We start from the raw sequence: 25,635 nt of genomic DNA, 5'->3' as shown, positions 1-25,635 counted from the left end.
ACAGTACAACGGCCCGTCGGCCGGACCGCGGGCAGGGGAGCCTCGGCGGCGGTCAGGCGATGGTGACCGTCACGGTGGTGAAGCCGGTGGAGTGCAGCAGGCCGGTCAGCATGGTGCGGGTGCTGTCGTCGGCCTGCCGTATCAACTCGGTCTCGGTGGCCGCCTGTTGGATCTTCTTGGTGGCGAGCTCCTCGACCTGCTGCTGGTTGCCGGGGTTGCTGCTGAAGAAGTCGCCGATCCGGTCGAAGAAGCCGCGTTGCTGCAGGTAGACGTAGGAGCGCTTGAGGTCGATGGACGGTGGCGCGAGTTGGGCGTGCGGGACGGTGAGCGCCACGGTCCGCCGGTCCTCGGAGACGGTGACGGACTGCGGGCCGAGGCCGCCAAGTTCGACGTAGGCGTCCACCGTCCCGGCCGCGACGTAGAGGGTGCGGTTGCCGAGCAGTTGGGACGGCAGGAAGGCCGCCTCGTGGTCGAGGTCGACGATCACCTGGAAGTTCCCCTGGGCGCCGGTGAAGCGCTTCATCTGCTGGATCGACTGCAGCAGCACGGGCTGGCTCCGGTCCACGCTCCGTTTCTCGAACGGGTTGGGCAGGCTGGGGAAGAGGTCGAGCTTCGCCCCGGCCAGGAACAGGGCGAACAGCACGGCCAGCGTCACGGGCAGGCTCAGGTACCAGGGGAAGGCGCGGCGGGGTCCGGTGCGGTCGGTGTCGGTGTCGGGTCGGTCGGCGCGGGGTCTGCTGCGGAGGCGTCCGAACGGTGCCATGGTCTTCCCTTCTCGGGGGCGGTGCGGCGGATGTGCAGGGCACGGCTGAGGCGGTGGCCGATCAGTAGCCAAGTGACCAGCGCACCGGTGGTGTTGAGGAGGACGTCGTCGACGTCGAAGGCCCGGCCCTCGACCAGGAGGGCCTGGGCGGTCTCGACCGTCACCATGATCAGTGCGGTCAGTCCGGTGACCCGGAGCAGACTACGGGCCTGCGGGAACAGCGCGGGCAACAACAGTCCGAACGGGGCGCCGAGCAGCAGGTTGCCGCCCAGTTGCTGCACCGCCGCGCGGACGGCCGGCTGGTCCAGGTAGGCCCGGAGGGAGGCGCCCGGACGGAGGTTGGCGTGCACCATGCTGCGGGACGCCGGGGAGGGCAGCAGGGTGACGCGGGCCAGCGCGACCGCGAACGCCACCGTGGCGGCCAGCGCCAGCAGCATCACCGTGCCGCGGACCAGCACCGACAGCAGACCGCGTCGGTGCAGGAACGGCGGCCGGTCGTACTCCGGCACCGGCTCGTCCGGGTGGTCGGCCCGGGGAGTCCCCCCGCTGATTGTCGTCACGTTCCAGCCTCCAGTACCGCTGCCGTTCGGCGCGGTCCCCTGCGTGTACCCGGCAGCGGCCCGGTCAAGCAGGAGGACCGGCAACACTCCTGGACCTCAGGTGAGTTGGCCGGAGTGGAAGCGTGCGGCGAGGGCAGACGGAGGGCGACAACCCCAGGAAGGGACGTGCTGCCATGTCGCACATAGCGGAGTCGGTCGAGGTGTCGGTGCCGGTGGAGGACGCCTACCGGGAGTGGTCGCGGTTCACCGCGTTCCCGGAGTTCATGCACGGGATCGAGGAGGTGGCGCCGGCCCCCGGGGCGGCGGTGCACTGGGTGGCCGGAGTGGACGGCGTCCGCCGGGAGTTCGACACCGAGGTCACCGAACGGGTGCCGGGGGAGCGGATCGCCTGGCGCTCGGTGGCCGGGGTCGAGCACTCCGGGGTGGTCACGTTCCACGCCTTGGAGGCCGGCCGGAGCCGGGTGATGCTGCAGATCGACCACACCCCGCACGGCGTGCTGGACACGGTCGGGGACTGGCTGGGCTTCGTCGCCCACGAAGTGCAGCGCTGCCTACGGGACTTCAAGCAGCACGTGGAGGGTCGGGCGGTGGCGCACTGACGCCCGGGCCGCCCCCGGAGGGACCCCGGGCCGCCCCCGGAGGGACGGCCCGAGGCGGAGCGACCTGGTCAGCCCGCGACCACCGGGTAGTGGTCGGAGAGGTCGTTGTAGGTGTAGCTGGTGCCCCAGCTGCTGACCGTCCACGGCTTGCTGTGGAAGCGCAGCACGTTGTTGTCGTAGCTCTGCGGACGGGCGTGGTCGGCCCGGTAGAGCACGTAGTCCAGGTCCTCCTTCGGCTCGCCCGGGTAGCGGTAGGCGGCGATCGAGTTGTCGACGGTGTCGAAGGAGTTGACCCAGCCGGTCCGGCTGGTGGCCGGGGCCAGGTTGCCGTTGGCGAGCAGGGCCGGGTACTCGGAGTCGTGCGAGTTCACGTTGAGGTCGCCGGCCAGCAGCACCGGCTCGTTGGCCGGGATGCCCTTGCTGTCCACGAAGTTCTTCATCGCGGTCAGCTGCGCCGCCCGGACGGTGGCGGGCTGGCCGTTGGAGCAGCCGGAGTCGGTGGACTGGAGGTGGGTGCCGAGCACGTGGGTGCGCTGGCCGTTGACGTTCAGCACGGCGTAGACGAAGCCCTTGTTCGACCACCAGTCGGCGCCGCAGGCGTCCTTGAAGACGTACTGCTCCTTGCGCAGGATCGGCCACTTGCTGAGCAGTGTGACCCCGCCGTCCTCGGGGGTGGTGGAGCTGTAGCTGCCGCCGGTCGCGTCCCAGCCGCTGGTGGAGCGGCCGACCACGGGGGTCTGGTACGGGTACGCCGTTCTGGCGAGCGAGAGCAGCTTGTCCGAGGCGGCGTTGTCGAACGCCTCCTGGAGCACCACCACGTCGTTGCCCTGGAAGAACGGTGCGGCCGCGATCTCCTTGGCCCGGTAGTCCTGGCCCCAGTTGGGGTAGAGGCTGGTGCTCATCAGGAAGGTGTTGTAGGTCAGCACCTTGAGCGGCGCGACGGTGACGGGCGCCTGCTCGGCCTGCGCGGTGGGGGCGGCGAGCGTGCCGAGCAGGGCGGCTGCGGCGAGGGCGACCGTGCGACGGGCGGAGGTCTGGGGCATCGAGGCTCCGTGAAGAGGGTGAGGGGGCTCGTCGGGCGACGAGATGTTGTGTAGTCAACTCGGGCTTGTTCACGTGCTTCAAGACGTCGGGAGAGCATCCGGTGAACTCGGCTTGAACTAGACCTACTGTCAGGTACGTACCTGCGGCGGCCGAGAGCGTACCCAATTCGTGCCTGCCGTGCAGGTGTTGTACGTACGACCGGCACGCCGGGCGGCCGGCACGGGTTCGCGTGGCGGTCAGGCGGTCAGGCCGGCCGCCCGTGGCCGAAGTCGGTGGCGACCAGGTGGTCGGCCCAGCGGCGGAGGGTCTCGGCGACGGGCGGGTGGTGGAGGCCGGCGGCGGTGGCCAGGTGGTCGGCGGAGGTGGTGTCGTAGCGGTCGGTGGCGAGGAACGAGAGGGTCTCCGGGTCGGCGCCGGTCAGGGCCCGGGGCAGCCGGCGGACCAGGGCGACCGGGAGGCGCAGCCGGGGTGCCCGGACGCCCAGGTGGTCGGCCAGCAGGGCGACCAGGGCCGGGAGTTCGGGGGTGGCCGGGTCGAGCACGGTGTGCTGGTGCAGCGGGCCCCGGTCGTGCTGCGGGGCGGCGGCCAGGAAGCGGGCCAGGTGGTCGGCGGCCACCACGGGCACGAAGGTGCGTCGGCTGCCCGCGAGGGCGGGCAGGCGGCCCCGGTACAGCTGCTCGACCAGCGCGGCCAGGCCGAGGTACTGGCCGGCCTCGCCGGTGACGGAGTGTCCGATCACGGTGCTGGGGCTCACCACGCTGAGCGGCACGCCGAGTTCGGGGGCCAGGGCGCGGACGGCGCTGTCGCCCTCGATCTTCGACGCCTCGTACGCGCCGAGTCGGCGGTACAGCTGCTCGGTGCGGTCCGGTGGCAGTGGGGACGGGTGGCCGGTGACCCGGTAGCCGGAGAGGTGCACCAGGCGGCGGGGGGCGGGCCGGGCGGCGGCCCAGCGCAGGACGTGGACGGCGCCGTCCCGGTTCGCGGTACGGGCCTCGTCGCGGGGGAGGCCGAAGCGGAACAGCGCGGCGAGGTTGTGGATGTCGCGGACCTCCGCCAGCCGTTCGTGATCGGCGGGGGAGAGGCCGAGGTCGGGGCGGGTGATGTCGGCGGCGACGGTGGTGAGGGCGTCGGTCGCGGTGTCGTGGGCGGTAAGCCAGCGCCGGAGCTCGGTGTCCCGGCCGGACCGGATGCCGACGGCCACCGGGTGCCCCTGGTCGAGGAGTTCGCGCACCAGCCAGCGACCGATGAAACCGTTGGCGCCGAGGACGAGCGTGGTTGCGGTCATGCGTTCTTCCTTAATAGACCGGTCTACATAATTTCTGGACGGGCGGAGACACGGAGCAGTGGGCCCGGCAGGCTCAGGTGAGCAGCAGCTCGGCGGAGCGGGCCGCCTGGTCGAGCGGGAGGCGGCTGCGCTGCACGCGGGCCAGCAGGAGGGCGCCTTCGAGCAGGGCGAGCACCGCTCCGGCGGCGGCATCCGCCCGGGCGGGGGAGTGGCCTTCCGTCACCAGCAGCTCGGCCAGGGCCTGTTGCCAGGCCGCGTAGGTGTCGGCGCACAGGCGGCGGAGCGACTCGTTCGTGGCCGAGACCTCCAGTGCGACGGTGGCCAGCGGGCAGCCCTTGCGGTAGTCGGACTGCTCCATCCGGCCGGCCAGCAGGCCGATCAGCCGGCTGATCACCTCGGCCGCCCCCGCCGTGCGGGTGTCCCGGAGCAGCTCGATCAGGTCGCTCATCTCGCGCCCGGCCTCGGTGAGCGCCTGGGTCACCAACTGGTCCTTCCCCTCGGGGAAGTGGAAGTACAGCGACCCGCGGGGGGTGCCGCTCTCCGCCAGCACCAGATTGAGCCCGGTGGCGGCGTACCCCTGGGCCTCCAGCAGATCCCGGGTGGCCCGGACCAGCCGGGCCCGCGTCTCCTCGCCCTTGGCTCCCATGGCGGCGAGAATAGACCGGTCTGCATATTCCGGTCAATCGGCTCGGACCGCCGGGGGGTTCGGTATTTCCGAACCCCGGACTCGGGTGGCCACCCCAGTGCCCGGTCGACCTGCGGCTCCGTAGGTTCGGAGCAGCGTCGGCGCCCGCCGGCCATCGAAGGAGACCGCGATGCCGGACCACGAACCGTCCACCTCACCCGACGCACTGCACCTGCGCGGCGTGACCCGGCAGTACGGACGCGGCGGCAACGCCGTGCACGCCCTGCGCGGGATCGACCTCCGGCTGCCCCGGGGCAGTTTCACCGCCGTGATGGGGCCGTCCGGGTCGGGGAAGAGCACCTTCCTGCAGTGCGCCGCGGGCCTGGACCGGCCCTCCAGCGGTTCGGTCCGGCTCGGCGGCCAGGAGCTGACCGGCCTGCGGGAACGGCGGCTGACCCGGCTGCGACGAGCCCGGGTCGGCTTCGTCTTCCAGCAGTTCAACCTGCTCCCGGCCCTGACGGTCGAACAGAACGTGCTGCTGCCGCTCCGGTTGGACGGACGCCGCGCCGACCGCCGGCAGGCCGCCCGGGCCCTGGCGGAGGTCGGCCTGGCCGACCGGGCCCGGCAGCGTCCCGGTCAGCTCTCCGGTGGGCAGCAGCAACGGGTGGCCATCGCCCGGGCCCTGATCACCGAGCCCGAGGTGCTGTTCGCCGACGAGCCCACCGGTGCGCTGGACTCCGGCACCGCCGCCGAGGTCCTCGGCCTGCTGCGGCGCTCGGTCGACGCCCGCGGCGCCACCGTGGTGCTGGTCACCCACGACACCGCGGCGGCGGCCTGGGCGGACCGGGTGCTGGTGCTGGACCACGGCCGGATCGTGGCGGACCTGCCCGGCGCCGATCTGTCCGGTGCCGACGGCGGGGAGGAGCAGCGGGAGGCGGCGGCCCGCCGGATCGCCACCCGGATGCGCGCCCTGACCACGTCGACGGTCCGACCGGAGGTCGCGGCGTGACCACCGGCCTGGCCCGCGCCTCGCTGCGCTCCCGTCCCGCCGCAGCCGTCGGCGTCCTCGCCGCGCTGGTGCTGTCCGCGACGGTGATCACCGCCTCGGTGGCGGTCCTGGTCACGGCGTCCGCCGCGCCGCCGTCCCCGCAGCGCGAGGACCTGACCACCATCGGGATCGGTTTCACCCTGGTCACCGTCTACCTGTCGATCTTCGCCACCGCCCAGGTGGCCGCCCTGGCGGTGGCCCAGCGGCAGCGGGAGACGGCACTGCTGCGCACGGTCGGCGCCGGCCCGTGGCAGGTCCGGCGCGCGGTGGTCGCCGAGACGCTGCTCACCGCCGCCCCCGCGCTGCCCGTCGGCTACGGGTCGGGTGTGCTGCTGGCCCGGTGGTGGTTCGGCGCGATGGCCGACCGGGGCCTGGTGCCGGCCGGGCTCCGACTGACCGTCGGCTGGCCGCCCGCGGTGGCGGCAGCGGTCGTGCTCACCGTCACCGCACTGCTCGGCGGCCTGCTGGCCGCACAGCGGGCGGCCAGGCTGCGCCCGGCCGCCGCGCTCGGCGAGGCGGCCGGTCCCGGCGGCGGCCCGCTGTGGCTGCGGGGCGTGCTCGCGGCGGTGGCGCTGGCGGGGGCGGTGGTACTGCAGTCCGCCGTGGCCGCCGAACCGGCCGAGGAGGTGGCCGAACACGTCCCGTTGCTGCTGCTCGGGTACCTGGTCGCGGTCGCGCTGGCCGGCCCGCTGCTCGGCCGGCTGGCGGCCGCGGTGGCCGCCGTGCCGCTGCGGCTGTTCGGGGCGCCGGGGGAGCTGGCGGTCGCCAACAGCCGGGCCCGGTCCCGGCGGCTGTCGGCGGCGATCACTCCGGTGGCGCTGGTGGTCGCTTTCACGCTGGCCAAGCTCGGCAGCCTGGTGGGACGTCAGGACCCGCCGTGGATCGACCTGTTCGCGACCGCGCTCTACGGCGGATTCGCCGCCCTGGTGGCGGTGGACACGCTGGTCATGCTGATGCTGGCACGCCGACGCGAGGTGGCCCTGCTACGGCTGATCGGCGCGGGTCCTGCCCAGCTGGTCCGGATGGCGCTGCTGGAGGCGGTGCTGGTCGCCGGGACCGCCTTCGGGCTGGGCGCGGCGGTCGCGGGTGCCGCCACCGCACCACTGGTACGGCTCGGTGCGCCGGGGCCCGCCCAGCTGCCGCTCCAGGTCTGGGGCGGCCTGGCGCTCGCCGTGACCGGCCTCGTTGTAGTCTCCTCGGTCGGCCCCCTGGTCCGGCTGCTGACGATCCGTCCGGCCTCGGGCGTGACCACGTGAGGAAGCGGGGGACGAGGTGAGCGGTGCGCGGGCGCGGCGGACGCTACGGGCATTCGGCGTGCCGGCCGGCCGGGCCGACCTCCGCGAGCTGGGGTACGCCCTGGTCGGCCCGCTTCCCGGGCTGCTCGGCGTGGCCCTGCTCTACCCCGTGCTCGCGGTGGCCCTGGTGTTGTCGGTCACCCATCTCGGCCTTCCCCTGCTGGCCGCCGTGCTCACCGCCGGGCGTGGGATCGGCGCGGTGCACCGCCGACTGCTGCGCGGACTGCTCGGCGAGGAGGTCCCGGCCCCGCCGAGTCCCGCTGCGGGCGGCGGCGCGGCGCTGCGGGCCCGGCTGACCGACGGCGCGAGCTGGCGGACGCTGGCCTTCGTCCTGCTGGCCGCGCCGCTGAGCCTCCTGGTGCTGGCGGTGACCGTCGGCCTGCGGCTGTACGGGCTCGCCGGGGTGCTCTACCCGCTGTGGTGGCGGTCCGTCAGCGCGGACGGGCACCGGGGGCTGAGCCTCGGGACCCTGGCGCTGGACACCGTGCCGAGCTCCCTGCTGGTCGCCCTGGCCGGGCTGGGCGTGCTGGCGTTCGCGGGTTGGGTGGGCCGGCGGCTGCTGGTGCTGACCCGGCACCTGGGCCGGGTGCTGCTCGGGCCGAGCCGACTCTCCGAGCGGGTCAGGGACTTGGAGGAGCGGCGGGCCGTGGTCGTCCACGACTCGGCGATGACGCTGCGCCGGATCGAACGCGACCTGCACGACGGTGCCCAGGCCCAGCTGATCGCGGTCACCCTGGCGCTCGCCTCGGCCCGGTCCAGGCTCGACCGGCTCGGTCCGGACGGGACGATCCCGGCCGCCGACCTGAGCCGGGGCAAGGAACTGGTCGACCAGGCGCTCGGCAACGCCCGCACCGCCGTCGGCGACCTGCGCGACCTGGTGCGCGGGATCCACCCGCCGGTACTGGACACCGGCCTGGACGCCGCGCTGGAGACGCTCGCCGCCCGCACCGGCGTGCCGGTCCGGCTGCGTACCGAACTGCCGGGGCGGCTTCCCGAGGAGGTCGAGACGATCGCCTACTTCTGCGCCTCGGAGCTGCTCAGCAACGCCGCCCGGCACTCCGGTGCGGAGCTGATCGAGCTGACGGCCCGGCAGTCGGCCGGTCTGCTGCGGCTGGTGGTCCGGGACGAGGGCCGCGGCGGGGCGGTCCTGCTGCCGGGTACGGCGGGCGGCGGCAGCGGGCTGTCGGGGCTGGCCGAGCGGGTCCGGGCGGTGGACGGGATCCTTCGGGTGGACAGCCCGGCGGGCGGGCCGACGGCCGTTACGGTGGAGCTTCCCGCCCGACCCGGTGTCACCACCTGACACCGACGACACCGGAGAGCAGCATGCGCATCGTGATGGCCGAGGACGCCGCCGTCCTGCGGCAGGGCATGGTCCAGCTGCTCGGCGAGCGCGGCTTCGACGTGGTGGCGGCGGTCGGCGATGCCGAGGCGCTGCACCGGGCGGTCGCGGAGCACCGTCCCGACGTGGTGGTGGCCGACGTCCGGATGCCGCCGGACCACACCGACGAGGGGCTCCGGGCGGCGATCCAACTCCGGCTGGAACACCCGGGATTGGGTGTGCTGTTGTTCTCCCAGTACATCGAGACCCGGTACACCGCGCGACTGCTGGCCACCGGGGCGTCCGGGATCGGCTACCTGCTCAAGGACCGGGTCGCCGACGTGGACGACTTCGTGGACGCGATCCACCGGGTGGCGGCGGGCGGCACCGCGCTCGACCCGGAGGTGGTCTCCCAGCTGATGGCGATCCGTCGGCACAGCAGCGGGGTGGACGCGCTGAGTCCGCGCGAGCGTGAGGTGCTGGTGCTGATGGCCCAGGGGCTGACCAACGCCGCGGTGGCCGCCGAACTGACGGTCACCCAGCGGGCGGTGGAGAAGCACGTGGCGGGGATCTTCGCGAAGCTGGACCTGCCCCGGACCGAGAGCGAGCACCGCCGGGTGCTGGCCGTGCTGCGCTATCTCGGCGCGGCGCCGAGGTGACCCGGCCGGGCCCGGGGGAGCACGCGGCGTTCACGTGGGCCGGACCGGCCGTTCCCTGAACGGGGGTTGATCTGGCGTCGGGGAGGCCCTTCACTTGTCATGGCGCCGCCGCTCCGGCGCGCGGTGCCGTTCCGCACGCCCCACCGCACCGTGCTCCGATGCTCCGACACCTCCCCCGACGAGTCTGGAGATCCCGCATGCCGCACTTCCGTCCGAGGCGCGCCGTCGTCGCCCTCGCGGCCCTGTCCCTGCTCGCGCTCGGCACCGTCCCGGCGCTGGCCGAACCCGCTCCGCACCCCGTCACGGTCGGTCAGGCCCCGGCCGCCGGCCGGGTGTCGGCGATCGAGGACGAGGCCGCCCGGTCGCTGGCGACCGCCCTCACCGACCCCGCCCTGCGCGAGCGCCTGCGCAGCACCACCGCGGCCGGGAGCGGCCCCGCCGCACTCGCCCCGCTGGCCGCCGCCGTCCCCGGCTCCGCCGCCCGAGGTCTGGCCGAGGCCGCCGAGCGGGCCGACCGGGGCATCGCCACCGCCAAGGGCCTCGGCGCGGGCCTCGGCCCGCTGCTGCGGGTCCAGTTGGCCGACCCCTCGATGCGGGCCGCACTGGACGCCGGTGTCGCACCGCTGGTGGCGACCGCCGCCACCGACGAGCACGCCCGCACCGTACGGGCCTACGACACCGCAGGCCGCGCGTACGCGTTGGAGACCGGCTCGGTGCCGGCCCGGCCGGTCTACCTGGTGGACCTCGACACGGCCAAGACGCTCACCGCCGGAGTCGAGCTGCTCCAGCGGGAGTTGCGGGCCCGTGGGGTCGATGCCGCCTCGACCGATGGGGCCGCCACCGCGCAGGCGGCCGGCGGCTGGTGGGGCACCAAGATCACGTCCGTCCGGGTGAACGACGACGAGGAGCCCTGGTTCAAGGGCGCGGCCGAGATGTTCGCCCTGGTGAGCGGCTTCGGCCAGGACGGCAAGGTCCGGGTCGACTCGGTCGCCATGCCGTACCTCCAGTACGACGGCACCACGTACTACCCGAACCAGATCCTGGTGAACTGGTCCAGCTACAAGTACAACCTGGCCGACGTCGTCCTGATGGAGGACGACGGTGACACCAACTACCTGGCCCTCGCCCAGGCGGTGGCCGCCGTCCTGCTCACCATCGCCGACCAGGGCGCCTACATCCCGCTGGTGAACGCCGTGTTGGGTGCGCTGCCCGAGTCCTGGTGGACCGACGACCCGGACTACGTGGAGTCCTGGTACACCCTGGCCCGGACCAGCTCGGGTCAGCTGAACGGGGCGCGCGGCAACGGCTGGATGACCGTCGAGCCGTACTACGTCCAGCAGTTCTGAGAGCGGCCCGGCCGCCTGCCCGGTGGGCAGGCGGCCGGACACACCGGACGGTGGTCAGCCGACGTGGTGGGCGGACCAGAAGTCGGCGCGGGCCAGGACGCTGGTGTCGGCCTGGTCGGTGAAGAAGCCGTCGACGCCCTGCTCCATCAGGAGGCGGGCCCAGGCGATCGGGTCGCCGTAGGCGTTCGGGTCGGTGCCGCGCCGGAAGTCGACGGGCAGGAAGGCGTTCTCGTTGCGCAGCGTGTAGGGGTGCAGCAGCAGGCCCTTGGCGTGGGCGTCGGCGACCAGGGTGGTGACCGGGAGCAGCTTGCCGGTGGCCGGGTCGACCGGGGCGATCAGGTTGGTGGTCGGGCCGAGGCCGTGGGCGAAGCCCGCGATCCAGCGCAGCCCGTTCGGGGTGACCAGGTCGGCGACGGTGCGCTTGTCGCCCGCGAGCACGAAGTCGTACGGCTGGGTGGCCGCGTCGCCGAGCAGCTGGATCCGGGGGTTGTCGACCAGCTTGGCCAGCCGCTGCAGGCTGCTGGGCTCGAAGGACTGCAGGATCGCCCGGCCGTTGCGGCCGGCCAGCCCGGCCCGGCGCAGCTCGGTGGCCAGGCGCTCCTCCAGCGGCAGGCCGATCGAGCGGAAGTAGCTGGGGTGCTTGGTCTCGACGTAGAGCCAGACCTCGCGGCCGGTGGCGCGGGACCGCTGCTGGGCGAACTCGACCACCTCACGGAAGGTCGGCACCGCCCAGCGGCCGTCGTAGAGGGTGTTGTGCTGACGCTGCAGCGGCAGCCGCTCCTTGGCGCGCAGGGTGCGCAGCTCGGCGAGCGTGAAGTCCTCGGTGAACCAGCCGGTCACCGCCCGGCCGTCGACCGTCTTGGTGGTCTTCCGGGCGGCGAACTCGGGGTGGTCGGCGACGTCGGTGGTGCCGCCGATCTCGTTCTCGTGCCGGACCACCAGGACACCGTCCTTGGTGGGCACCAGGTCCTGCTCGATCACGTCGGCGCCCAGGTCCAGCGCGTGCTGGTAGGAGCCGAGGGTGTGCTCGGGGCGGTACCCGCTGGCGCCCCGGTGGCCGACCACCAGCGGGTGCGGCAGCCGGTCCAGGCCGGTGCCGGTGCGGACCGGGGAGCGGGTGCCGGCCGGGCGGCGCTCGGCCGACCCCTCGTCGGCCGCCAGGGCCTCGCCGACGCCGGCGGTGCTCAGTGCGGCCGCGCCGAGACCGAGCACGCCGCTGGTGCGCAGGAACCAGCGGCGTGAGGCGTCGGCCTGCTCAGGGGTGTGAAGCTCCGTCATGTCGTCTCCCGGGTCGATGTCGGTACCTACCGAACGGTAGGAGCCGGGCGGGCCGCTGTCGCCGCCTTCCGGGCGAACCCTGTGGAAAGCTCGCGTGACGTCGGGGCGCTCCGGGGCGCGGCGACGGCTCCGGAAAAGACTCGGAAGAGTCGGGGGAATGTCGGTGAGAGGAAAAGGAAATCGCCCGGAAATCACACCGTAAAAAGCTGTAAAAGAACGTCAGAAGCCCAGCTGGGGGCCTGTGGTGCGTGCTCGGCGGGTCCGCTACGGTATGCCGAAAACCCCCCTCCCTAGGTGTGTGCAGAATGAGGCTCACTCCCCACGAGCAGGAGCGCCTGCTCATCCACGTCGCCGCCGACGTGGCCCGCGCCCGGCAGGCCCGCGGGCTGACGCTCAACCACCCCGAGGCGGTCGCGCTGATCACCTCGCACGTGCTGGAGGGTGCCCGGGACGGCCGGACCGTCGCCGAGCTGATGGAGTCCGGCCGCCACGTGCTGGGCCGCAAGGACGTGATGGAGGGGATCGCCGAGATGATCCCGGACGTCCAGGTGGAGGCCACCTTCCCGGACGGCACCAAGCTGGTCACCGTGCACGGGCCGATCCTGTGACGCCCGGCGAAGTCCTGTACGGCGAGGGCGACATCGGCCTGAACGCCGGACTGCCGGTGACCGTGCTGACCGCCGTGAACGGCGCCGACCGGCCGGTCCAGGTCGGCTCGCACTACCACTTCGCCGAGGCCAACCCGGGCCTGGAGTTCGACCGCGGGGCGGCGTACGGGCTGCGCCTGAACATCCCGGCCGGGACGGCCGTCCGGTTCGAGCCGGGCATACCGGTCGAGGTGGGGCTGGTGCCGATCGGCGGCCGGCGCGAGGTGCACGGGCTGCGCGGGGAGACCGGGGGTGGGCTGGATGACTGACCACGCACTGCGGCTGAGCAGGCAGCGGTACGCCGCGCTGTACGGCCCGACGGTCGGCGACCGGATCAGGCTGGCCGACACCAACCTGCTGATCGAGGTGGAGGAGGACCGCAGCGCCGGCGGGGACGAGGCGGTCTTCGGCGGCGGCAAGGTGATCCGGGAGTCGATGGGCCAGGCCAGGACCAGCCGGGCCGAGGGCGCGCCGGACACCGTGATCACCGGCGTGGTGGTGCTGGACCACTGGGGCGTGGTCAAGGCCGACGTGGGCATCCGGGACGGCCGGATCACCGCGCTCGGCAAGGCTGGCAACCCGGAGACCATGAACGGGGTGCACCCGCAGCTGGTGATCGGCCCGGAGACCGAGGTGATCGCGGGCAACGGGAAGATCCTCACCGCGGGCGCGATCGACGCGCACGTGCACCTGATCTGCCCCCAACTGGCCGACGAGGCGCTCGCCTCGGGCATCACCACGCTGGTCGGCGGCGGCACCGGACCGGCCGAGGGCAGCAAGGCCACCACCATCACCCCGGGGGCCTGGCACCTGGCCCGGATGTTCGAGGCGATGGACGGCGTGCCGGTCAACCTGGGGCTGCTCGGCAAGGGCAACACGGTCAACACCGTCTCCATGCACGACCAGCTGCGGGCCGGGGCGCTCGGCTTCAAGATCCACGAGGACTGGGGCGCCACCCCCGCCGCGATCGACGCCTGCCTGCGGGTGTGTGACGAGTCGGGGGCCCAACTGGCCATCCACACCGACACCTTGAACGAGGCGGGGTTCGTCGCCGACACGCTGGCCGCGATCGCGGGCCGGGGCATCCACGCCTACCACACCGAGGGCGCGGGCGGCGGGCACGCACCGGACATCATCACGGTGGTCTCCGAGCTCAACGTGCTGCCCAGCTCCACCAACCCGACCCGGCCGCACACCGTGAACACGGTGGACGAACACCTCGACATGCTGATGGTCTGTCACCACCTCAGCCCGCACGTGCCCGAGGACCTGGCGTTCGCCGAGTCCCGGATCCGCCCCTCCACCATCGCGGCCGAGGACGTTCTGCACGACCTCGGCGCGATCTCCATCATCAGCTCCGACTCCCAGGCGATGGGCCGGATCGGCGAGGTGGTGATGCGCACCTGGCAGACCGCGCACGTGATGAAGGCCCGCCGGGGCGCGCTGCCCGGCGACGGCCGGGCCGACAACCGGCGGGCCCGGCGGTACGTGGCCAAGTACACCATCAACCCCGCGATCGCCCAGGGCATGGACCACGAGATCGGCTCGGTGGAACCCGGCAAGCTGGCCGACCTGGTGCTCTGGTCGCCGGTCTTCTTCGGGGTCAAGCCGGACCTGGTGGTGAAGGGCGGGCAGATCGCCTGGGCCCAGCTGGGCGACGCCAACGCCTCCATCCCGACCCCGCAACCCGTCTTCCCCCGGCCGATGTTCGGCGCCATGGGCCGGGCGCCCGGCGCCAACTCGGTCAACTTCACCGCCCCGGCGGCGATCGAGCACGGCCTGCCCGAACGGCTCGGCCTGACCAAGCCGTTCACCGCGATCGGGAACACCCGGGGCGTCACCAAGGACCACCTGGTCAACAACACCGCCCGGCCCGAGGTCCGGGTCGACCCCGACACCTTCACCGTCACCATCGACGGCGAGACCGTCACCCCCGCCCCGGCCGCCGAACTGCCGCTGGCCCAGCGGTACTTCCTGTTCTGACCGTTCTGAGATGACAGCCGCACTGCTCCTGCTCGCCGACGGCCGGTTCCCGGCCGGCGGCCATGCGCACTCCGGCGGGGCCGAGGCCGCGGTGAAGTCCGGCCGGGTGCACGACCACGTGTCGATGGCGGCCTTCCTGACCGGCCGTCTGCACACCACCGGACTCACCGCCGCCGCCCTCGCGGCGGCGGCCGCCCTGGACCCCGACCCCGGAGCGCTGGACGCCGTGGACCAGGCCGCCGAGGCCCGTACCCCGTCCCCGGCGCAGCGTGCCGCCAGCCGCCGGCTCGGCCGCCAGCTGCTCAGGGCCGCCCGGGCCACCTGGCCGCACCCGCTGCTGGACGGACTGAAGGACCGTCACCCCGGCGGTGCCCACCAGCCGGTGGTGCTGGGCGCCACCGCCCACGCCGCCGGGCTCACCCCGGCGGACGCGGCGGCCGTCGCCGCGTACGAGAGCGTCAACGGTCCGGCCACCGCCTGCGTCCGGCTGCTCGGGCTTGACCCGTACCAGGTCACCGCCCAACTCGCCCGGCTCGCCCCGGCGCTGGACGACGTCACCGCCCGCGCGGTGGCCGCCGCCCGCTCCGGCGAGCTGCCCGCCGCCTCCGCTCCGCTGCTCGACGTCTACGCCGAGCAGCACAGCTCCTGGAAGGTACGACTCTTTGCATCGTGACCACGTCGACCCCCACGACGCCACCGTCCGGCACACCCACACCGCCACCCCCGAGCACCCGCGCGCGCTGCGGATCGGCCTGGGCGGCCCGGTCGGCTCCGGCAAGACCGCCACCGTCGCCGCACTCTGCCGGGTGCTCCGCGCGGAGCTCTCGCTCGCGGTGGTCACCAACGACATCTACACCACCGAGGACGCCGAGTTCCTGCTCCGGAACGCCGTGCTGCCGCCCGAGCGGATCACCGCCGTGGAGACCGGCTGCTGCCCGCACACCGCGATCCGGGACGACATCTCGGCCAACCTGGAGGCGGTGGAGGACCTGGAGGCCGCCGTCGGCCCGCTCGACCTGATCCTGGTCGAGTCCGGCGGCGACAACCTGACCGCCACCTTCAGCCGGGGCCTGGTGGACCACCAGATCTTCGTGATCGACGTCTCCGGTGGCGACAAGATCCCGCGCAAGGGCGGCCCCGGGGTCTCCAGCTCCGACCTGCTGGTGATCAACAAGACCGACCTGGCCCCGCTGGTCGGCGCCGACCTGGGCGTGATGGCCCGGGACGCCAAGGCCCAGCGCGGCGAGCTGCCCACCGTCTTCACCGCCCTCTCCGACCCCGACGGCATCGCCCCCGTGGTCGCCTGGGTCCGCGAGCGGCTGGCGGACTGGCAGGTGCGTTGACCGCCGCCCTGGCCGCCGCCGCCCGGGTCACCGCCGAGCCGGACGGGCGGGGCGGCACCGCCCTGCCCGTGCTGGCCGGCGGCGGCCCGTTCGCGCTCCGCCGCACCCTGGGCACCGGGCCGGGCGCGCACGTGGTGCTGATCGGCTCGATGGCGGCCCCGCTGGGCGGCGACCGGCTCGCCGTGCACGTCGAGGTGCGCCCCGGCGCCGAGCTGCGGCTGACCAGCGCGGCGGCCACCATCAGCCTGCCCGGGCCCGAATCCGCCCACCTGGAACAGCGGTTGACGGTCGGTGCGGGCGCCCTGCTGGACTGGTCGCCGGAGCCGGTGATCGCCGCCGCCGGGAGCCACCTGGTGCTCACCACCCGGATCGAGCTGGCCGCCGGGGCCCGGCTGGGCTACCGCGAGGAGCAGGTGCTCGGCCGGCTGCACGACTGGACCCGGGGCACCGGTCCGGGGCGGCTGACCTCCCGGCTGACCGTCCGGCAGGCGGGCCGGGTGATCCTCGACCAGCAGACCGACCTCGGCCCCGGCGCCCCCGGTTGGGACGGCCCCGCCTGCCTGGGCGGCCACCGCACGGTCGGCCAACTGCTCACCGTCGGCCTGCCCGCCCCGGCGGCGCCCACCGAGGGCGACGCCGCGCTGCTGGCACTGCCGGGGGAGGGCGCGGTGCTGCTGACCGCGCTGGCGCCGGACACCTTGGTGCTGCGCCGGCTGATGGCGGGTCAAGCCCCTTGACGGTGAACGGTGATCGGCTGACCCGCGTCGTCGGCGAAGCGCGGTGCAGCTATCCAATGGCATCGCCACCACGGCAGGGCGGCGGGTGGAGCCGCGATGTGCGTCCCCGGTAACAAGTTGCAGGAGCGGCCCGTCCCTTGACCCGTTCCGGCACGTACGGGCCTTGCACCAGGGCGGTAACGGTCGGGCCCGGGGTCTGGACCGGCCTGGGGGCTCTGGCAGACTGTGGCCGAATGGCGGCCCGTTGGGGCCGAGCATGACAAGGGAGTCGGGGCATGTGGGGTCGGGGGACCGTTCTCGGAGGTCGTTACACGCTGACCGAGCGGATCGGCGGCGGCGGGATGGGCGATGTCTGGCGCGCCGACGACGAGGTGTTGGGGCGTCAGGTCGCGGTCAAGGTGCTGCACGCGGCGCTGCTGGAGGACGAGCAGTTCGCCGAGCGGTTCCGGCGCGAGGCCCGGATGCTCGCCGCGCTCAGCCACCCGGGCATCGTCGACGTGCACGACTACGGCGAGAGCGTGGACGGCCCCGGCGGCCAGGTCGCGTACATCGTGATGGAGTTGATCGACGGCCGCCCGCTGCACGAGGTGCTGGCGGCGGACGGTCCGCTGTCGGCCGAGCGCACGCTCGGGCTGTTGGCAGGAGCGCTGGACGCGCTGCACGCCGCGCACCAGCAGGACATCGTGCACCGGGACGTCAAGCCGTCCAACCTGATGGTGCGCGCCGACGACCGGGTGGTGGTGACCGACTTCGGCATCGCCACGGCCGCCACCAGTACGAAGATCACCGCCTCGCACGCGGTGCTCGGGACGGCGCTGTACATGGCCCCCGAGCAGGCGGAGGGGGCGGTCACCACCCCGCTCTCCGACCTGTACTCGATCGGCGTGGTCTGCTACGAACTGCTCACCGGCCAGGTGCCGTTCGGCGGCGAATCGGTGCTGGAGATCGTGCTCAAGCACGTCCGGGAGCCCGCGCCGGGGCTGCCGCCGTCGTTCTCCCCGGCGGTCCGTCAGTTCGTCGCCACCGCGCTCGCCAAGCAGCCGGAGCACCGCCACCCCGACGCCGCCACCATGGCCGCCGCCGCCCGGGCCGCAGTCACGGGGGCCGGCGGACCGGTCACGGTCCCGGCCACCGCCGTCGGCACGCCCCCGGCGCTGCTGGCCACCCCGGTCACGGTGGTGGCCGCGGTGGGCGACCAGGCCCGCACCCGGCCGGAGCCCAAGCGGAGGCGCTTCCGGGTGCTGGTTCCGCTGATCGTCCCGGTCGTGATCACGGCCGGGGCGGGCGGCGCGCTGCTGATCGACCGCAGCCCGCTCGGCAGCCAAGCCAAGGGCAACACCCCGAGCCAGTCGGCGCCGGTCGTCGGTGGCTCGAACTCCGGTACCGCACCGGCCGGTTCCTCCCCTCCGTCCTCGGCGCCGGCCGAGACGCCGTCGGCCCCCGCCAGCGCACCGCCGGCCGACCCGAACGCCGGGCAGGCTCCGGTGAATCAGCCGGGCGGGACGGTCCCCAACACCGGCGGGGGCAACGCGGGCGGCACGGGCACGGGTTCGGGCACCGGCACCGGCAGCGGTACCGGCAACAACAACGGTGGTGCCGGCACCAACAACGGCGGCGGTACGCCCGGCGGCGGGGGCGGCGGCGGCAGCAACCCGGCGCCGACGAAGCCCAACCCGGCCCCCACCACACCGCCGCCCGGACCCAGCGTCCCGGCGGAGTGCGGCGGGAAGGGCTGGAGCTACGTCACCGGCGTGGGCAGCGGCATGAAGCTCGGCCTGGCCGGCGACCCGGTGGCGGGCACGACGGCGGTGATGGGCGGCCGGACCGAGTTCGGCTGGATGCGATCGGACCAGGGCCCGGGCGGCTGGTACTACCTGTACCCCTGCAACCTCGCCAAGCCGATGCTGGTGCAGGGCATGGGCGACGGTGCGGTCGAGGTGAACCCGGGCTTCAGTGCCCTGACCAGCTGGGGCCTGATCAACACCGGTTCGGGCAGCATCTACCTGAAGGACTACAGCAGCTCGCTCTGCATGACCGACAACGGCGCCGGCAAGGCCGTCACCATGCAGACCTGCACCCCCGGCAACAAGTCCCAGCAGTGGCGGGTCAACTGGTAGCACCACAGGCCGTCGGGGCGGGTGAACATCCGGCGATTCCGCTGCACCCGCCCCGGTCGGTACGGCATAACGGTGGGGACCACCGCAGCAGGCCCACGTGGCCTCGGCCGAAGGACCCCACCGTGCCCCTGAAGAACTACGGCGTGCTCGCCGCCACCGCCGTGGACCGGCGCCGGGAGGGCGCCTCCGACAGCCCGCACTTCCAGATCCACCTGCGCGACGCGCACGGCACCGACTACCGGGCCGCCGTCAACGTGCTGTCCCAGCAGGCTCCTTCGGAGCTGCTGTACGTGGTGGTGGACGACTTCCGGCACCCGCTGACCGGGCTGCTCCCGGCGCCCGGCAGCGGGTGGACCGCGCTGCCCGCGAAGCCCGGCACGGCCGCGCTCGACTTCATCCGGGGCAACCTGTTCGACCCGGCCCGGCTGCGCACCCTGCCGCCGGACCTGCCGGGGGTCGACAACGACCTGGCCGACCTGCTGGACCACTTCGTGCAGCGGGCGATCGCCGACCCGGGGGCGGCGGTCTACCTGTTCGGGGAGCGCTGGGGGCCCGAGGCGAACGTGCCGGACAAGGCGTTCGGCTTCAAGCCGGGCAACGGCGTGCACGACATCCACCTGAACCAGGGCAACAGCGGACGGTTCCGCAGCGACGACGGGGTCTACCAGGACGGCGGGCTGCTGATCCACCTGCCCGCCGAGGACCGCTGGGTGGCGGTGTTCCTGGCCTTCCAGTCGCAGAGCTGGCACACCGACGACACCACCGGCCACACCCTGCCGAGCACGCCGGGCCGGCCGACCGACCCGGCCGATCCCGGCGGCACGGCGGTCCGGATCGTCGCGGCCCTGGTCAACCCGGTCGGCCCGGCGCCCGAGCGGGAGACCGTCACCCTGCTCAACGCCTCCGCCGCACCGGTCGACCTGACGGGCTGGCAGCTCGCCGACCAGGCCAAGCACCGGCTGCCGATCCCGGCCGCCCGGCTGGCCCCCGGCGCGGTGCTCACCGTGAACGGCGGCCGGGGCTTCGAGCTCGGCAACCACGGCGGCTCGATCACCCTGCTCGACCCGGCCGGGCTGAAGGTGCACGGTGTCTCCTACACCGCGCGGCAGGCCGCCGCCGAGGGCCGGACGATCACCTTCTGACCCGCCGTCTCACCCGGTCGGCCGTACGCCGCGCCGACCGGGTGGGGGACCCGGCCTAGGCTGACGAGATGACCGACCGTCAGCAGCCCAGGCAGAGGCGTCTGCGCCACCGACCGCTGTCGCCGTTGCGCGAGCACCTGCGGGACTCGTTCTGGTTCGCCCCGCTGCTGACCTGCCTGGCGGCGGTGCTGATGGCCGGGGCCACCAGCTGGCTGGACGCCGAGCTGGTGCACGAGGAGATCGCCGAGACCGGCAGCGCGGCCGACCTGCTGGCCTTCACCAGCGGGGCGAAGGCCGTGGTCTCCACGGTCAGTTCGGCGATGCTGACCTTCATCGGTGTGGTCTTCTCGATCTCGCTGGTGGCCCTGCAGATGGCGGCCAGCCAGATGAGCCCCCGGGTGCTGCGGCTGTACGTGCGGAGCCGGATCACCAAGGCGACCTTCTCGGTCTGCCTGGCCACGTTCCTGTTCACCCTGCTGGTGCAGCTCGGCTACGACGACACCACCGACCCGACCAAGGTCACCTCCGTGCCGGTGGTCTCCACCGTGGTGGCGGTGCTGCTGGTGCTGCTCAGCCTGACGCTGTTCGTGCTGTACGTGCAGTCCACCCAGCGGCTGCTGCGGGTGCCGCACGTGATCGACCGGGTGACCCGGGAGTCGGTGGGGGTGCTCACCACGTACCGCTGGATGGCCCCCGAGACCGGGCCCCGGATGGAGCCGCCCGCCGACAGCGTGACGCTGCTGCACGCGGGCAACTCGGGAGTGCTGCGCGACGTCAACCTGGCCCGGCTGGTGCGGGTCGCCCGGCGGCACGGCGCGGTCTTCCACCTGGTGCCCCGGATCGGTGACTTCATCGCCCCGGGCACCCCCACCGTGCTGGTGGTCGGCGGCACCCCGCCCCGACCGCACCGGATCACCTCGGCGCTGAACATCGGGGTGGACCGCACCATGCACCAGGACCTGAGCTTCGGCTTCCGGCAGTTGGTGGACATCGCGATCCGGGCGCTCTCCCCGGCGGTGAACGACCCCACCACGGCGGTGCAGGCGATCGACCGGATCCACCAGCTGCTGGCGATGCTGGCCGGCTACCCGTTCGGCGAGCTCCGCTACCGGGACCGGGACGGCACCGTCCGGCTGGTGCAGCCGATCCCGGACTGGCAGTGCACCATCGACCTGGCCTTCACCGAGATCCGGATCTGCGGCGGCGGCCAGCCCCAGGTCACCCGGCGGCTGGCCGCCGCCCTGGACGACCTGCTGCGGATCACCCCGGAGGACCGCCGCCCGCCCCTGCTGGCCCAACGGGCCCTGCTGGAGCGGGCGGTGGCCGAACACGTACCCGACCCGGCGAACCGCAGCTTCGCGCTGGCGCCGGACCGCCAGGGCATCGGCTGACACCCGGTCAGTGCGCGCCGTCCTCGTGCGGGCGGGCCCGGTGCGGGAGGAGGAAGGCGAGGGCGGCGGCGATCAGCAGGCCGACGGCGGTCAGGCCGAGAGTCCAGCCGGCCGCCGGGCGGAAGCCGTCGGAGCCGGCCCAGGAGAAGAAGGCGGTGCCGAGCACGGCGACGCCGACCGAGCCGCCGAGCTGCTGGACGGCGTTCATGACACCGGAGGCGGAGCCGACCTCGTGCTCCTCGACGCCGGCCAGGGCGATGTCGAAGAACGGGGCCATGATCAGGCCGAGGCCGAAGCCGGTGACCACCAGGGCCGGGACCAGCTGAAGGCTGGTCAGCCCGGGACCGCCGTGCTCGAAGGTGGCCCACAGGCCGAGCGAACCGAGCAGGGCGACCGAGAGGCCGAGGTGCAGCACCCGGCGGCCGTACCGGGGGCCGAGCACCGCACCGGACAGGATCGCGCCGACCACCAGGCCGAGCGAGAGCGGGATCATCGTCAGGCCGGCGTGCAACGGGGTCCAGCCGAGGCCGAGTTGGAGGTAGAGGGTGAAGACCAGCATCAGGCCGGCGAACGCCCCGAAGAACACCACGCCGGTGGCCAGCGCGCCGGTGAAGGCCCGGCGGGCGAACAGCGAGGGCTCGACCAGCGGTGAGCCGCCGCGCCGCTTCAGCTGCCGCTGGTAGCGGGCGAACAGCAGCAGGACGGGCAGTGCGGCGGCCATGCTCAGGTACGTCCAGAGCGGCCAGCCCAGCTCGCGGCCCTGGACCAGCGGGAAGACCAGCAGCAGGGCGGCCAGGCCGACCAGCAGCACGCCGGGCAGGTCGAGCCGGACGGCGCCGTCCGCCTTGGTCAGCCGGTTCGCGGGCAGCAGGCGGGTGGCGGCCAGGACGGCGAGCAGCCCGAGCGGGAGGTTGACCAGGAAGACCGTCCGCCAGCCGGCGCCGAGCCAGTCGGCGTCCACCAGGAAGCCGCCCAGGGTCGGGCCGAGCACCGAGGAGAGGCCGAGCACCGGGCCGAACAGGCCGAACGCGGCGCCGATCTCCTGCGGCGGGAACATCAGCCGGATCAGGCCCAGGCCCTGCGGGATGAGCAGGGCGGCGAAGCCGCCCTGGACGGCGCGGGCCCCGATCAGCAGGCCGGGGTCGGTCGCGGCGGCGCAGGCCGCCGAGGCCAGTGTGAAGCCGGCGGCGCCGAGCAGGAAGAGCCGCTTGCGGCCGAAGATGTCGCCGAGCCGGGCGCCGGTGACCATGAGCATCGCGAAGGCCAGCGTGTAGGCGGCGGCGATCCACTGGATCTGGGACTCGCTGCCGCCCAGGTCGCGCAGGATCGCGGGGGAGGCGACGCCGGTGATGGTGGCGTCCAGCAGGTCCATCACCTCGACCAGCAGGATCACGCCGAGGGCGGCCCAGCGGTAGCGGTGGACCGGTCGTTCGGGGGGTGCTTCGAGCACGGCGGTCATGACGACTCCTCGGTGGAACGTCGTTCGTCGGGACGAACAGTGTTTGTTCTGACGAACACTGTTCTACGACTGGAACGACGTTCGTGTCAAGGTAGGATTCGGGGGTCGCCTACTCCGGAGGTTCCGCATGACCAGCTGGCCCGACACCTGGCCCGGCCGGGAGCAGCCCGCCCCCAGGCGGCAGCCGCTGAGTCGCGAGCGGATCGTGGCGACCGCGCTGACGATCATCGAGACCGAGGGCCTGGACGCGCTCTCGATGCGCCGGGTCGCGCAGGAGCTCGGGACGGGTGCGGCCAGCCTGTACGCGCACATCGGCAACAAGGACGAGCTGCTGGAGCAGGTGCTGGACCTGGTCTACTCGGAGATCACCGTCGAGACCCCGGACCCGGCGCGCTGGCAGGAGCAGGTGAAGGACCACATGCGGCGCGCCCGCAAGGCGCTGACCGGCCACGGCGACCTGGCCAGGGCGGCGATGGCCGCCAACGTGCCGGTCACCCCGCACGCGCTGGACAGCGCGGAGGCGATGCTCGCCCTGCTCAAGGCGGGGGGTCTGGACGACCGGACCGCCTCGTACGGCGTGGACGTGCTCTCACTGCTGGTCACCGCCACCGCCTTCGAGGAGAGCAGCCGGTGGCAGGTGGCGGCCGAGGACGCCTCCGCGTACGGGGAGCGGATCAGGACCTTCTTCGAAGCCGTCCCGGCCGACCGCTATCCGCTGGTGGTCGCGCTGGCGGGGGAGCTGACCCGGGACGTCGGGGACGAGCGGTTCGAGTTCGGGCTGGACATCGTGGTGGCCGGGCTGGCCCGGCGGGTCTGACGGCTCTGACGGTTCTGACAGGGCGTCGGGGACAGCGGTGAGCCCCCGCCGGGGGCGGGGGCTCACCGGTCGGACGGGGGCTCAGCCGGCGTCGGCGGCCCGGGCGCCGCGCTTGTCCAGCGAGGCCAGGTAGGCGTTGTAGGCAACCAGTTCGGCGTCGCCGTCGCGGTCGGCCGCCCGGTCCCGGCGGCGGGCCTGGCGCTCCTCCGACTTGGCCCACTGGAGGGTGAGTGCGATCAGCACGATCGCGGTCGGGATCTCGCCGAACGCCCAGGTGATGCCGCCGGCGAGTTTCTGATCGGTGATCAGGTCGGTGCCGGGCGGGGCCATCGAGGTCTTGAAGGTGGTGACCAGCGGACCGGTCGCCATCATCACCGCCACGCCGAAGAAGGCGTGGAACGGCATCCCCATGAACAGCTCGATGATCCGCATCACGAAGCCCGGCCGGTGCGGGCCCGGGTCGACGCCCATGATCGGCCAGAAGAACAGCAGGCCGACCGCGAGGAAGTGCACCATCATCCCGATGTGCCCGACCCGGTAGCCCATCAGGAAGTCGAACAGCGGGGTGAAGTAGAGCGCGTACAGGCTCGCGATGAACAGCGGGATGGTGAAGGCCGGGTGCGAGACCACCCGGACGTACCGGCTGTGCAGTAGGGCCACCAGCAGCTCGCGCGGGCCCTTGCTGCTGCCCTTGCGGACCGGGCGCAGCGCGCGGAGCGCGAGGGTGATGGGTGCGCCGAGCAGCAGCAGGATGGGGGAGAGCATGGAGAGCACCATGTGCTGGATCATGTGCGCGCTGAACAGCACCATGCCGTAGTCGTTCAGTCCGGTGCAGGTCACCAGCAGGACGGTGCCGAGGCCCGCCAGCCAGGCGATGCCGCGGCCGACCGGCCAGCGGTCGCCGCGCCGGACCAGCCGGACCACGCCGGCGCCGTACAGCCCGAGGGCGACCAGGCAGCCGAGCAGGAACGGCCAGTCGGGCGACCAGGTCAGGGCGGAGTCGGCGGTGAACGGGCCGAGAGGGGCCATCCCGCCGTGCTGGTGCATCCCGGTCATGCCGTCGCCCATCGGCGGGTCCTGCTTTCCCTCGTCAGTTCCGGCCGGACCGGGCCGCTGCTGGTCCGGTTCGTCCGTTTTGCTTCGGGGGTCAGCCTAGGCGGCGCTTATCCGGCGGCCGCACCCGCCCCCGGCGTGTCCGCGGCGGCGTCCAGCGAGCCGGTGACCCGGACCAGCAGGGCGTGCAGGGTGGCGGCCTCGGCGGCGGAGAGGTCGCTGGCCTCGATGATGCCGCGCGGGACGCAGAGCGCCCGGTCGCGCAGGGCCGACCCGGCGTCGGTGAGGCCGACGGTGACGGACCGTTCGTCCTCGGTGCTGCGGGTGCGCCGCACGTAGCCGGTCGCCTCCAGGCGCTTGAGCAGCGGGGAGAGGGTGCCGGAGTCGAGCCGCAGGCGTTCGCCGATCTGCTTCACGGGCAGCTCGCCGTGCTCCCAGAGCACCAGCATCGCCAGGTACTGCGGGTAGGTCAGCCCGAGGTCCTTGAGCAGGGTGCGGTACACGCCGTTGAAGGCGCGGGAGGCGGCCTGGACGGTGAAGCAGATCTGGCGGTCCAGGCGCAGCAGCTCGGTCTCGGGCAGCTCGGTCGACTCGGTCATGGTCCCAGAATAGCTGTGGGCGGCTCAGTTGTGCACAACTGAATTGCGTGCAATGATTCTCGGCAGAGGGCGAGCCGGACCACGGCCGCCGAGGTTCCGAACGGACGGGTCACCATGGACGCGCTGTACACCGCTGTCGCCACCGCCAACGGCCGCGAGGGCCGCACCGTCAGCTCCGACGGCCAGCTGGACCTCGCGCTGGCGATGCCCCCCGCGCTCGGCGGCAACGGCCAGGGCACCAACCCCGAGCAGCTCTTCGCCGCCGGCTACGCGGCCTGCTTCGCCAGCGCGCTCGGCCTGGTCGGCCGCCAGGCCCGGGTCGACACCAGCGAGGTCTCGGTCACCGCCGAGGTCTCGATCGGCAAGGACGAGACCAGCTTCGGCCTGGCCGTGGTGATCCGGGTGGAGCTGCCGGACGCCCTGGCGGGCGAGGCCGGCCAGCTGCTGGTCAAGCAGGCCCACCAGGTCTGCCCGTACTCCAAGGCCACCCGCGGCAACATCGAGGTCGAGCTCGTCGTCGAGTAGTC

Annotated in this window: 26 protein-coding genes; 17 read left to right on the top strand and 9 right to left on the bottom strand. The window is 73.4% G+C overall.

Features of this window, described 5'->3' with window-relative positions; genetic code table 11:
* Window positions 1–52 precede the first annotated feature (52 nt).
* Both OHV05_RS03610 and OHV05_RS03605 read right to left on the bottom strand, forming a co-directional pair.
* Window positions 53–763 (bottom strand): DUF4230 domain-containing protein, encoded by a 711-nt coding sequence (locus OHV05_RS03610; protein WP_405016297.1) that lies wholly within the window; start codon window positions 761–763, stop codon window positions 53–55.
* A complete protein-coding gene (locus OHV05_RS03605; protein ID WP_405016296.1) occupies window positions 664–1,323 on the bottom strand; it encodes a VanZ family protein in 660 nt (219 codons plus the stop codon). The genes OHV05_RS03610 and OHV05_RS03605 overlap by 100 nt, the downstream gene beginning before the upstream one ends.
* A 173-nt stretch (window positions 1,324–1,496) precedes the next feature.
* Between OHV05_RS03605 and OHV05_RS03600 the strand changes: the two genes are divergently transcribed.
* Window positions 1,497–1,922 (top strand): SRPBCC family protein, encoded by a 426-nt coding sequence (locus tag OHV05_RS03600; RefSeq protein ID WP_405016295.1) that lies wholly within the window; start codon window positions 1,497–1,499, stop codon window positions 1,920–1,922.
* A 68-nt stretch (window positions 1,923–1,990) separates the two neighbouring features.
* Here OHV05_RS03600 and sph read toward each other — a convergent pair whose 3' ends face one another.
* The 3 genes from sph to OHV05_RS03585 form a co-directional block, all read right to left on the bottom strand.
* The gene (gene sph, locus OHV05_RS03595) at window positions 1,991–2,965 is read right to left on the bottom strand and encodes a sphingomyelin phosphodiesterase (RefSeq protein ID WP_405016294.1); all 975 of its coding nucleotides are present in this window, start codon (window positions 2,963–2,965) and stop codon (window positions 1,991–1,993) included.
* A gap of 245 nt (window positions 2,966–3,210) precedes the next feature.
* Window positions 3,211–4,251, bottom strand: a complete 1,041-nt coding sequence (locus OHV05_RS03590; protein ID WP_405016293.1) for an SDR family oxidoreductase — start codon at window positions 4,249–4,251, stop codon at window positions 3,211–3,213.
* 73 nt (window positions 4,252–4,324) lie between these two features.
* Window positions 4,325–4,897, bottom strand: a complete 573-nt coding sequence (locus tag OHV05_RS03585) for a TetR/AcrR family transcriptional regulator (protein WP_405016292.1) — start codon at window positions 4,895–4,897, stop codon at window positions 4,325–4,327.
* 169 nt (window positions 4,898–5,066) lie between these two features.
* Between OHV05_RS03585 and OHV05_RS03580 the strand changes: the two genes are divergently transcribed.
* The 5 genes from OHV05_RS03580 (at window position 5,067) to OHV05_RS03560 (ending at window position 10,542) form a co-directional block, all read left to right on the top strand.
* A complete protein-coding gene (locus tag OHV05_RS03580) occupies window positions 5,067–5,885 on the top strand; it encodes an ABC transporter ATP-binding protein (RefSeq protein ID WP_405016291.1) in 819 nt (272 codons plus the stop codon).
* Complete coding sequence (locus OHV05_RS03575) at window positions 5,882–7,180, top strand: FtsX-like permease family protein (protein WP_405016290.1); 1,299 nt, start codon at window positions 5,882–5,884, stop codon at window positions 7,178–7,180. Before OHV05_RS03580 ends, OHV05_RS03575 begins: the two co-directional genes overlap by 4 nt.
* 16 nt (window positions 7,181–7,196) lie before the next feature.
* A complete protein-coding gene (locus OHV05_RS03570) occupies window positions 7,197–8,519 on the top strand; it encodes a sensor histidine kinase (RefSeq protein WP_405016289.1) in 1,323 nt (440 codons plus the stop codon).
* Between the two features lie 23 nt (window positions 8,520–8,542).
* The gene (locus OHV05_RS03565) at window positions 8,543–9,196 is read left to right on the top strand and encodes a response regulator (protein WP_405016288.1); all 654 of its coding nucleotides are present in this window, start codon (window positions 8,543–8,545) and stop codon (window positions 9,194–9,196) included.
* A gap of 197 nt (window positions 9,197–9,393) precedes the next feature.
* Window positions 9,394–10,542 (top strand): DUF3103 family protein, encoded by a 1,149-nt coding sequence (locus OHV05_RS03560; protein WP_405016287.1) that lies wholly within the window; start codon window positions 9,394–9,396, stop codon window positions 10,540–10,542.
* 54 nt (window positions 10,543–10,596) lie between these two features.
* On the opposite strand, the gene OHV05_RS03555 is transcribed toward OHV05_RS03560, so the two are convergent.
* Entirely contained in the window at window positions 10,597–11,820 is a 1,224-nt protein-coding gene (locus tag OHV05_RS03555; RefSeq protein ID WP_405016286.1) for a glycerophosphodiester phosphodiesterase, read from the bottom strand.
* A 305-nt stretch (window positions 11,821–12,125) separates the two neighbouring features.
* On the opposite strand from OHV05_RS03555, the gene OHV05_RS03550 reads away from it, so the two are divergent.
* The 9 genes from OHV05_RS03550 (at window position 12,126) to OHV05_RS03510 (ending at window position 21,180) form a co-directional block, all read left to right on the top strand.
* A complete protein-coding gene (locus OHV05_RS03550; RefSeq protein WP_403039757.1) occupies window positions 12,126–12,428 on the top strand; it encodes an urease subunit gamma in 303 nt (100 codons plus the stop codon).
* Window positions 12,425–12,736 carry an urease subunit beta gene (locus tag OHV05_RS03545; protein WP_405016285.1) on the top strand — a complete coding sequence of 104 codons (312 nt, stop codon included), beginning with the start codon at window positions 12,425–12,427 and terminating at the stop codon, window positions 12,734–12,736. Before OHV05_RS03550 ends, OHV05_RS03545 begins: the two co-directional genes overlap by 4 nt.
* A complete protein-coding gene (locus tag OHV05_RS03540) occupies window positions 12,729–14,450 on the top strand; it encodes an urease subunit alpha (RefSeq protein WP_405016284.1) in 1,722 nt (573 codons plus the stop codon). Before OHV05_RS03545 ends, OHV05_RS03540 begins: the two co-directional genes overlap by 8 nt.
* Window positions 14,451–14,460: 10 nt before the next feature.
* Window positions 14,461–15,123, top strand: a complete 663-nt coding sequence (locus OHV05_RS03535; protein WP_405016283.1) for an urease accessory protein UreF — start codon at window positions 14,461–14,463, stop codon at window positions 15,121–15,123.
* A complete protein-coding gene (ureG, locus tag OHV05_RS03530; protein ID WP_405016282.1) occupies window positions 15,113–15,793 on the top strand; it encodes an urease accessory protein UreG in 681 nt (226 codons plus the stop codon). The genes OHV05_RS03535 and ureG overlap by 11 nt, the downstream gene beginning before the upstream one ends.
* Entirely contained in the window at window positions 15,790–16,530 is a 741-nt protein-coding gene (locus OHV05_RS03525; protein ID WP_405016281.1) for an urease accessory protein UreD, read from the top strand. Before ureG ends, OHV05_RS03525 begins: the two co-directional genes overlap by 4 nt.
* A 275-nt stretch (window positions 16,531–16,805) precedes the next feature.
* Window positions 16,806–18,647 (top strand): protein kinase domain-containing protein, encoded by a 1,842-nt coding sequence (locus OHV05_RS03520; protein ID WP_405016280.1) that lies wholly within the window; start codon window positions 16,806–16,808, stop codon window positions 18,645–18,647.
* A 122-nt stretch (window positions 18,648–18,769) separates the two neighbouring features.
* Window positions 18,770–19,789, top strand: coding sequence for a DUF2278 family protein (locus OHV05_RS03515; RefSeq protein ID WP_405016279.1), 1,020 nt, complete (start codon window positions 18,770–18,772; stop codon window positions 19,787–19,789).
* Window positions 19,790–19,857: 68 nt separating this feature from the next.
* Complete coding sequence (locus tag OHV05_RS03510; RefSeq protein ID WP_405016278.1) at window positions 19,858–21,180, top strand: DUF2254 domain-containing protein; 1,323 nt, start codon at window positions 19,858–19,860, stop codon at window positions 21,178–21,180.
* A 7-nt stretch (window positions 21,181–21,187) separates the two neighbouring features.
* Here the strand turns inward: OHV05_RS03510 and OHV05_RS03505 are convergent, their stop codons facing one another.
* Window positions 21,188–22,639 carry an MFS transporter gene (locus tag OHV05_RS03505; protein ID WP_405016277.1) on the bottom strand — a complete coding sequence of 484 codons (1,452 nt, stop codon included), beginning with the start codon at window positions 22,637–22,639 and terminating at the stop codon, window positions 21,188–21,190.
* Window positions 22,640–22,766: 127 nt separating this feature from the next.
* Between OHV05_RS03505 and OHV05_RS03500 the strand changes: the two genes are divergently transcribed.
* Window positions 22,767–23,456, top strand: a complete 690-nt coding sequence (locus tag OHV05_RS03500) for a TetR/AcrR family transcriptional regulator (RefSeq protein WP_405016276.1) — start codon at window positions 22,767–22,769, stop codon at window positions 23,454–23,456.
* A gap of 81 nt (window positions 23,457–23,537) precedes the next feature.
* Here the strand turns inward: OHV05_RS03500 and OHV05_RS03495 are convergent, their stop codons facing one another.
* Both OHV05_RS03495 and OHV05_RS03490 read right to left on the bottom strand, forming a co-directional pair.
* Window positions 23,538–24,524 (bottom strand): cytochrome c oxidase assembly protein, encoded by a 987-nt coding sequence (locus tag OHV05_RS03495; RefSeq protein WP_405016275.1) that lies wholly within the window; start codon window positions 24,522–24,524, stop codon window positions 23,538–23,540.
* Between the two features lie 95 nt (window positions 24,525–24,619).
* Complete coding sequence (locus OHV05_RS03490) at window positions 24,620–25,108, bottom strand: MarR family winged helix-turn-helix transcriptional regulator (protein WP_405016274.1); 489 nt, start codon at window positions 25,106–25,108, stop codon at window positions 24,620–24,622.
* Window positions 25,109–25,222: 114 nt separating this feature from the next.
* Here OHV05_RS03490 and OHV05_RS03485 point away from each other — a divergent pair, with 114 nt between their 5' ends.
* Window positions 25,223–25,633 carry an organic hydroperoxide resistance protein gene (locus OHV05_RS03485; protein ID WP_405016273.1) on the top strand — a complete coding sequence of 137 codons (411 nt, stop codon included), beginning with the start codon at window positions 25,223–25,225 and terminating at the stop codon, window positions 25,631–25,633.
* Window positions 25,634–25,635 lie beyond the last annotated feature (2 nt).

Origin of the sequence: Kitasatospora sp. NBC_00070 (assembly GCF_045041205.1) — a bacterium.
In the GTDB taxonomy this organism is placed as follows: domain Bacteria; phylum Actinomycetota; class Actinomycetes; order Streptomycetales; family Streptomycetaceae; genus Kitasatospora.
Note: the sequence above shows the minus strand (reverse complement) of the source record. Positions and strands in the feature narration are given on the sequence as shown.

Excerpts from the sequence above, each read along its gene's own strand:
- OHV05_RS03610 (WP_405016297.1), bottom strand. The coding sequence starts at position 763 with ATGGCACCGTTCGGACGCCTCCGCAGCAGACCCCGCGCCGACCGACCC.
- OHV05_RS03600 (WP_405016295.1), top strand. The coding sequence starts at position 1,497 with ATGTCGCACATAGCGGAGTCGGTCGAGGTGTCGGTGCCGGTGGAGGAC.
- sph (WP_405016294.1), bottom strand. The coding sequence starts at position 2,965 with ATGCCCCAGACCTCCGCCCGTCGCACGGTCGCCCTCGCCGCAGCCGCC.
- OHV05_RS03590 (WP_405016293.1), bottom strand. The coding sequence starts at position 4,251 with ATGACCGCAACCACGCTCGTCCTCGGCGCCAACGGTTTCATCGGTCGC.
- OHV05_RS03585 (WP_405016292.1), bottom strand. The coding sequence starts at position 4,897 with ATGGGAGCCAAGGGCGAGGAGACGCGGGCCCGGCTGGTCCGGGCCACC.
- OHV05_RS03580 (WP_405016291.1), top strand. The coding sequence starts at position 5,067 with ATGCCGGACCACGAACCGTCCACCTCACCCGACGCACTGCACCTGCGC.
- OHV05_RS03565 (WP_405016288.1), top strand. The coding sequence starts at position 8,543 with ATGCGCATCGTGATGGCCGAGGACGCCGCCGTCCTGCGGCAGGGCATG.
- OHV05_RS03560 (WP_405016287.1), top strand. The coding sequence starts at position 9,394 with ATGCCGCACTTCCGTCCGAGGCGCGCCGTCGTCGCCCTCGCGGCCCTG.
- OHV05_RS03555 (WP_405016286.1), bottom strand. The coding sequence starts at position 11,820 with ATGACGGAGCTTCACACCCCTGAGCAGGCCGACGCCTCACGCCGCTGG.
- OHV05_RS03550 (WP_403039757.1), top strand. The coding sequence starts at position 12,126 with ATGAGGCTCACTCCCCACGAGCAGGAGCGCCTGCTCATCCACGTCGCC.
- OHV05_RS03540 (WP_405016284.1), top strand. The coding sequence starts at position 12,729 with ATGACTGACCACGCACTGCGGCTGAGCAGGCAGCGGTACGCCGCGCTG.
- OHV05_RS03535 (WP_405016283.1), top strand. The coding sequence starts at position 14,461 with ATGACAGCCGCACTGCTCCTGCTCGCCGACGGCCGGTTCCCGGCCGGC.
- OHV05_RS03520 (WP_405016280.1), top strand. The coding sequence starts at position 16,806 with ATGTGGGGTCGGGGGACCGTTCTCGGAGGTCGTTACACGCTGACCGAG.
- OHV05_RS03510 (WP_405016278.1), top strand. The coding sequence starts at position 19,858 with ATGACCGACCGTCAGCAGCCCAGGCAGAGGCGTCTGCGCCACCGACCG.
- OHV05_RS03505 (WP_405016277.1), bottom strand. The coding sequence starts at position 22,639 with ATGACCGCCGTGCTCGAAGCACCCCCCGAACGACCGGTCCACCGCTAC.
- OHV05_RS03500 (WP_405016276.1), top strand. The coding sequence starts at position 22,767 with ATGACCAGCTGGCCCGACACCTGGCCCGGCCGGGAGCAGCCCGCCCCC.
- OHV05_RS03495 (WP_405016275.1), bottom strand. The coding sequence starts at position 24,524 with ATGGGCGACGGCATGACCGGGATGCACCAGCACGGCGGGATGGCCCCT.
- OHV05_RS03490 (WP_405016274.1), bottom strand. The coding sequence starts at position 25,108 with ATGACCGAGTCGACCGAGCTGCCCGAGACCGAGCTGCTGCGCCTGGAC.
- OHV05_RS03485 (WP_405016273.1), top strand. The coding sequence starts at position 25,223 with ATGGACGCGCTGTACACCGCTGTCGCCACCGCCAACGGCCGCGAGGGC.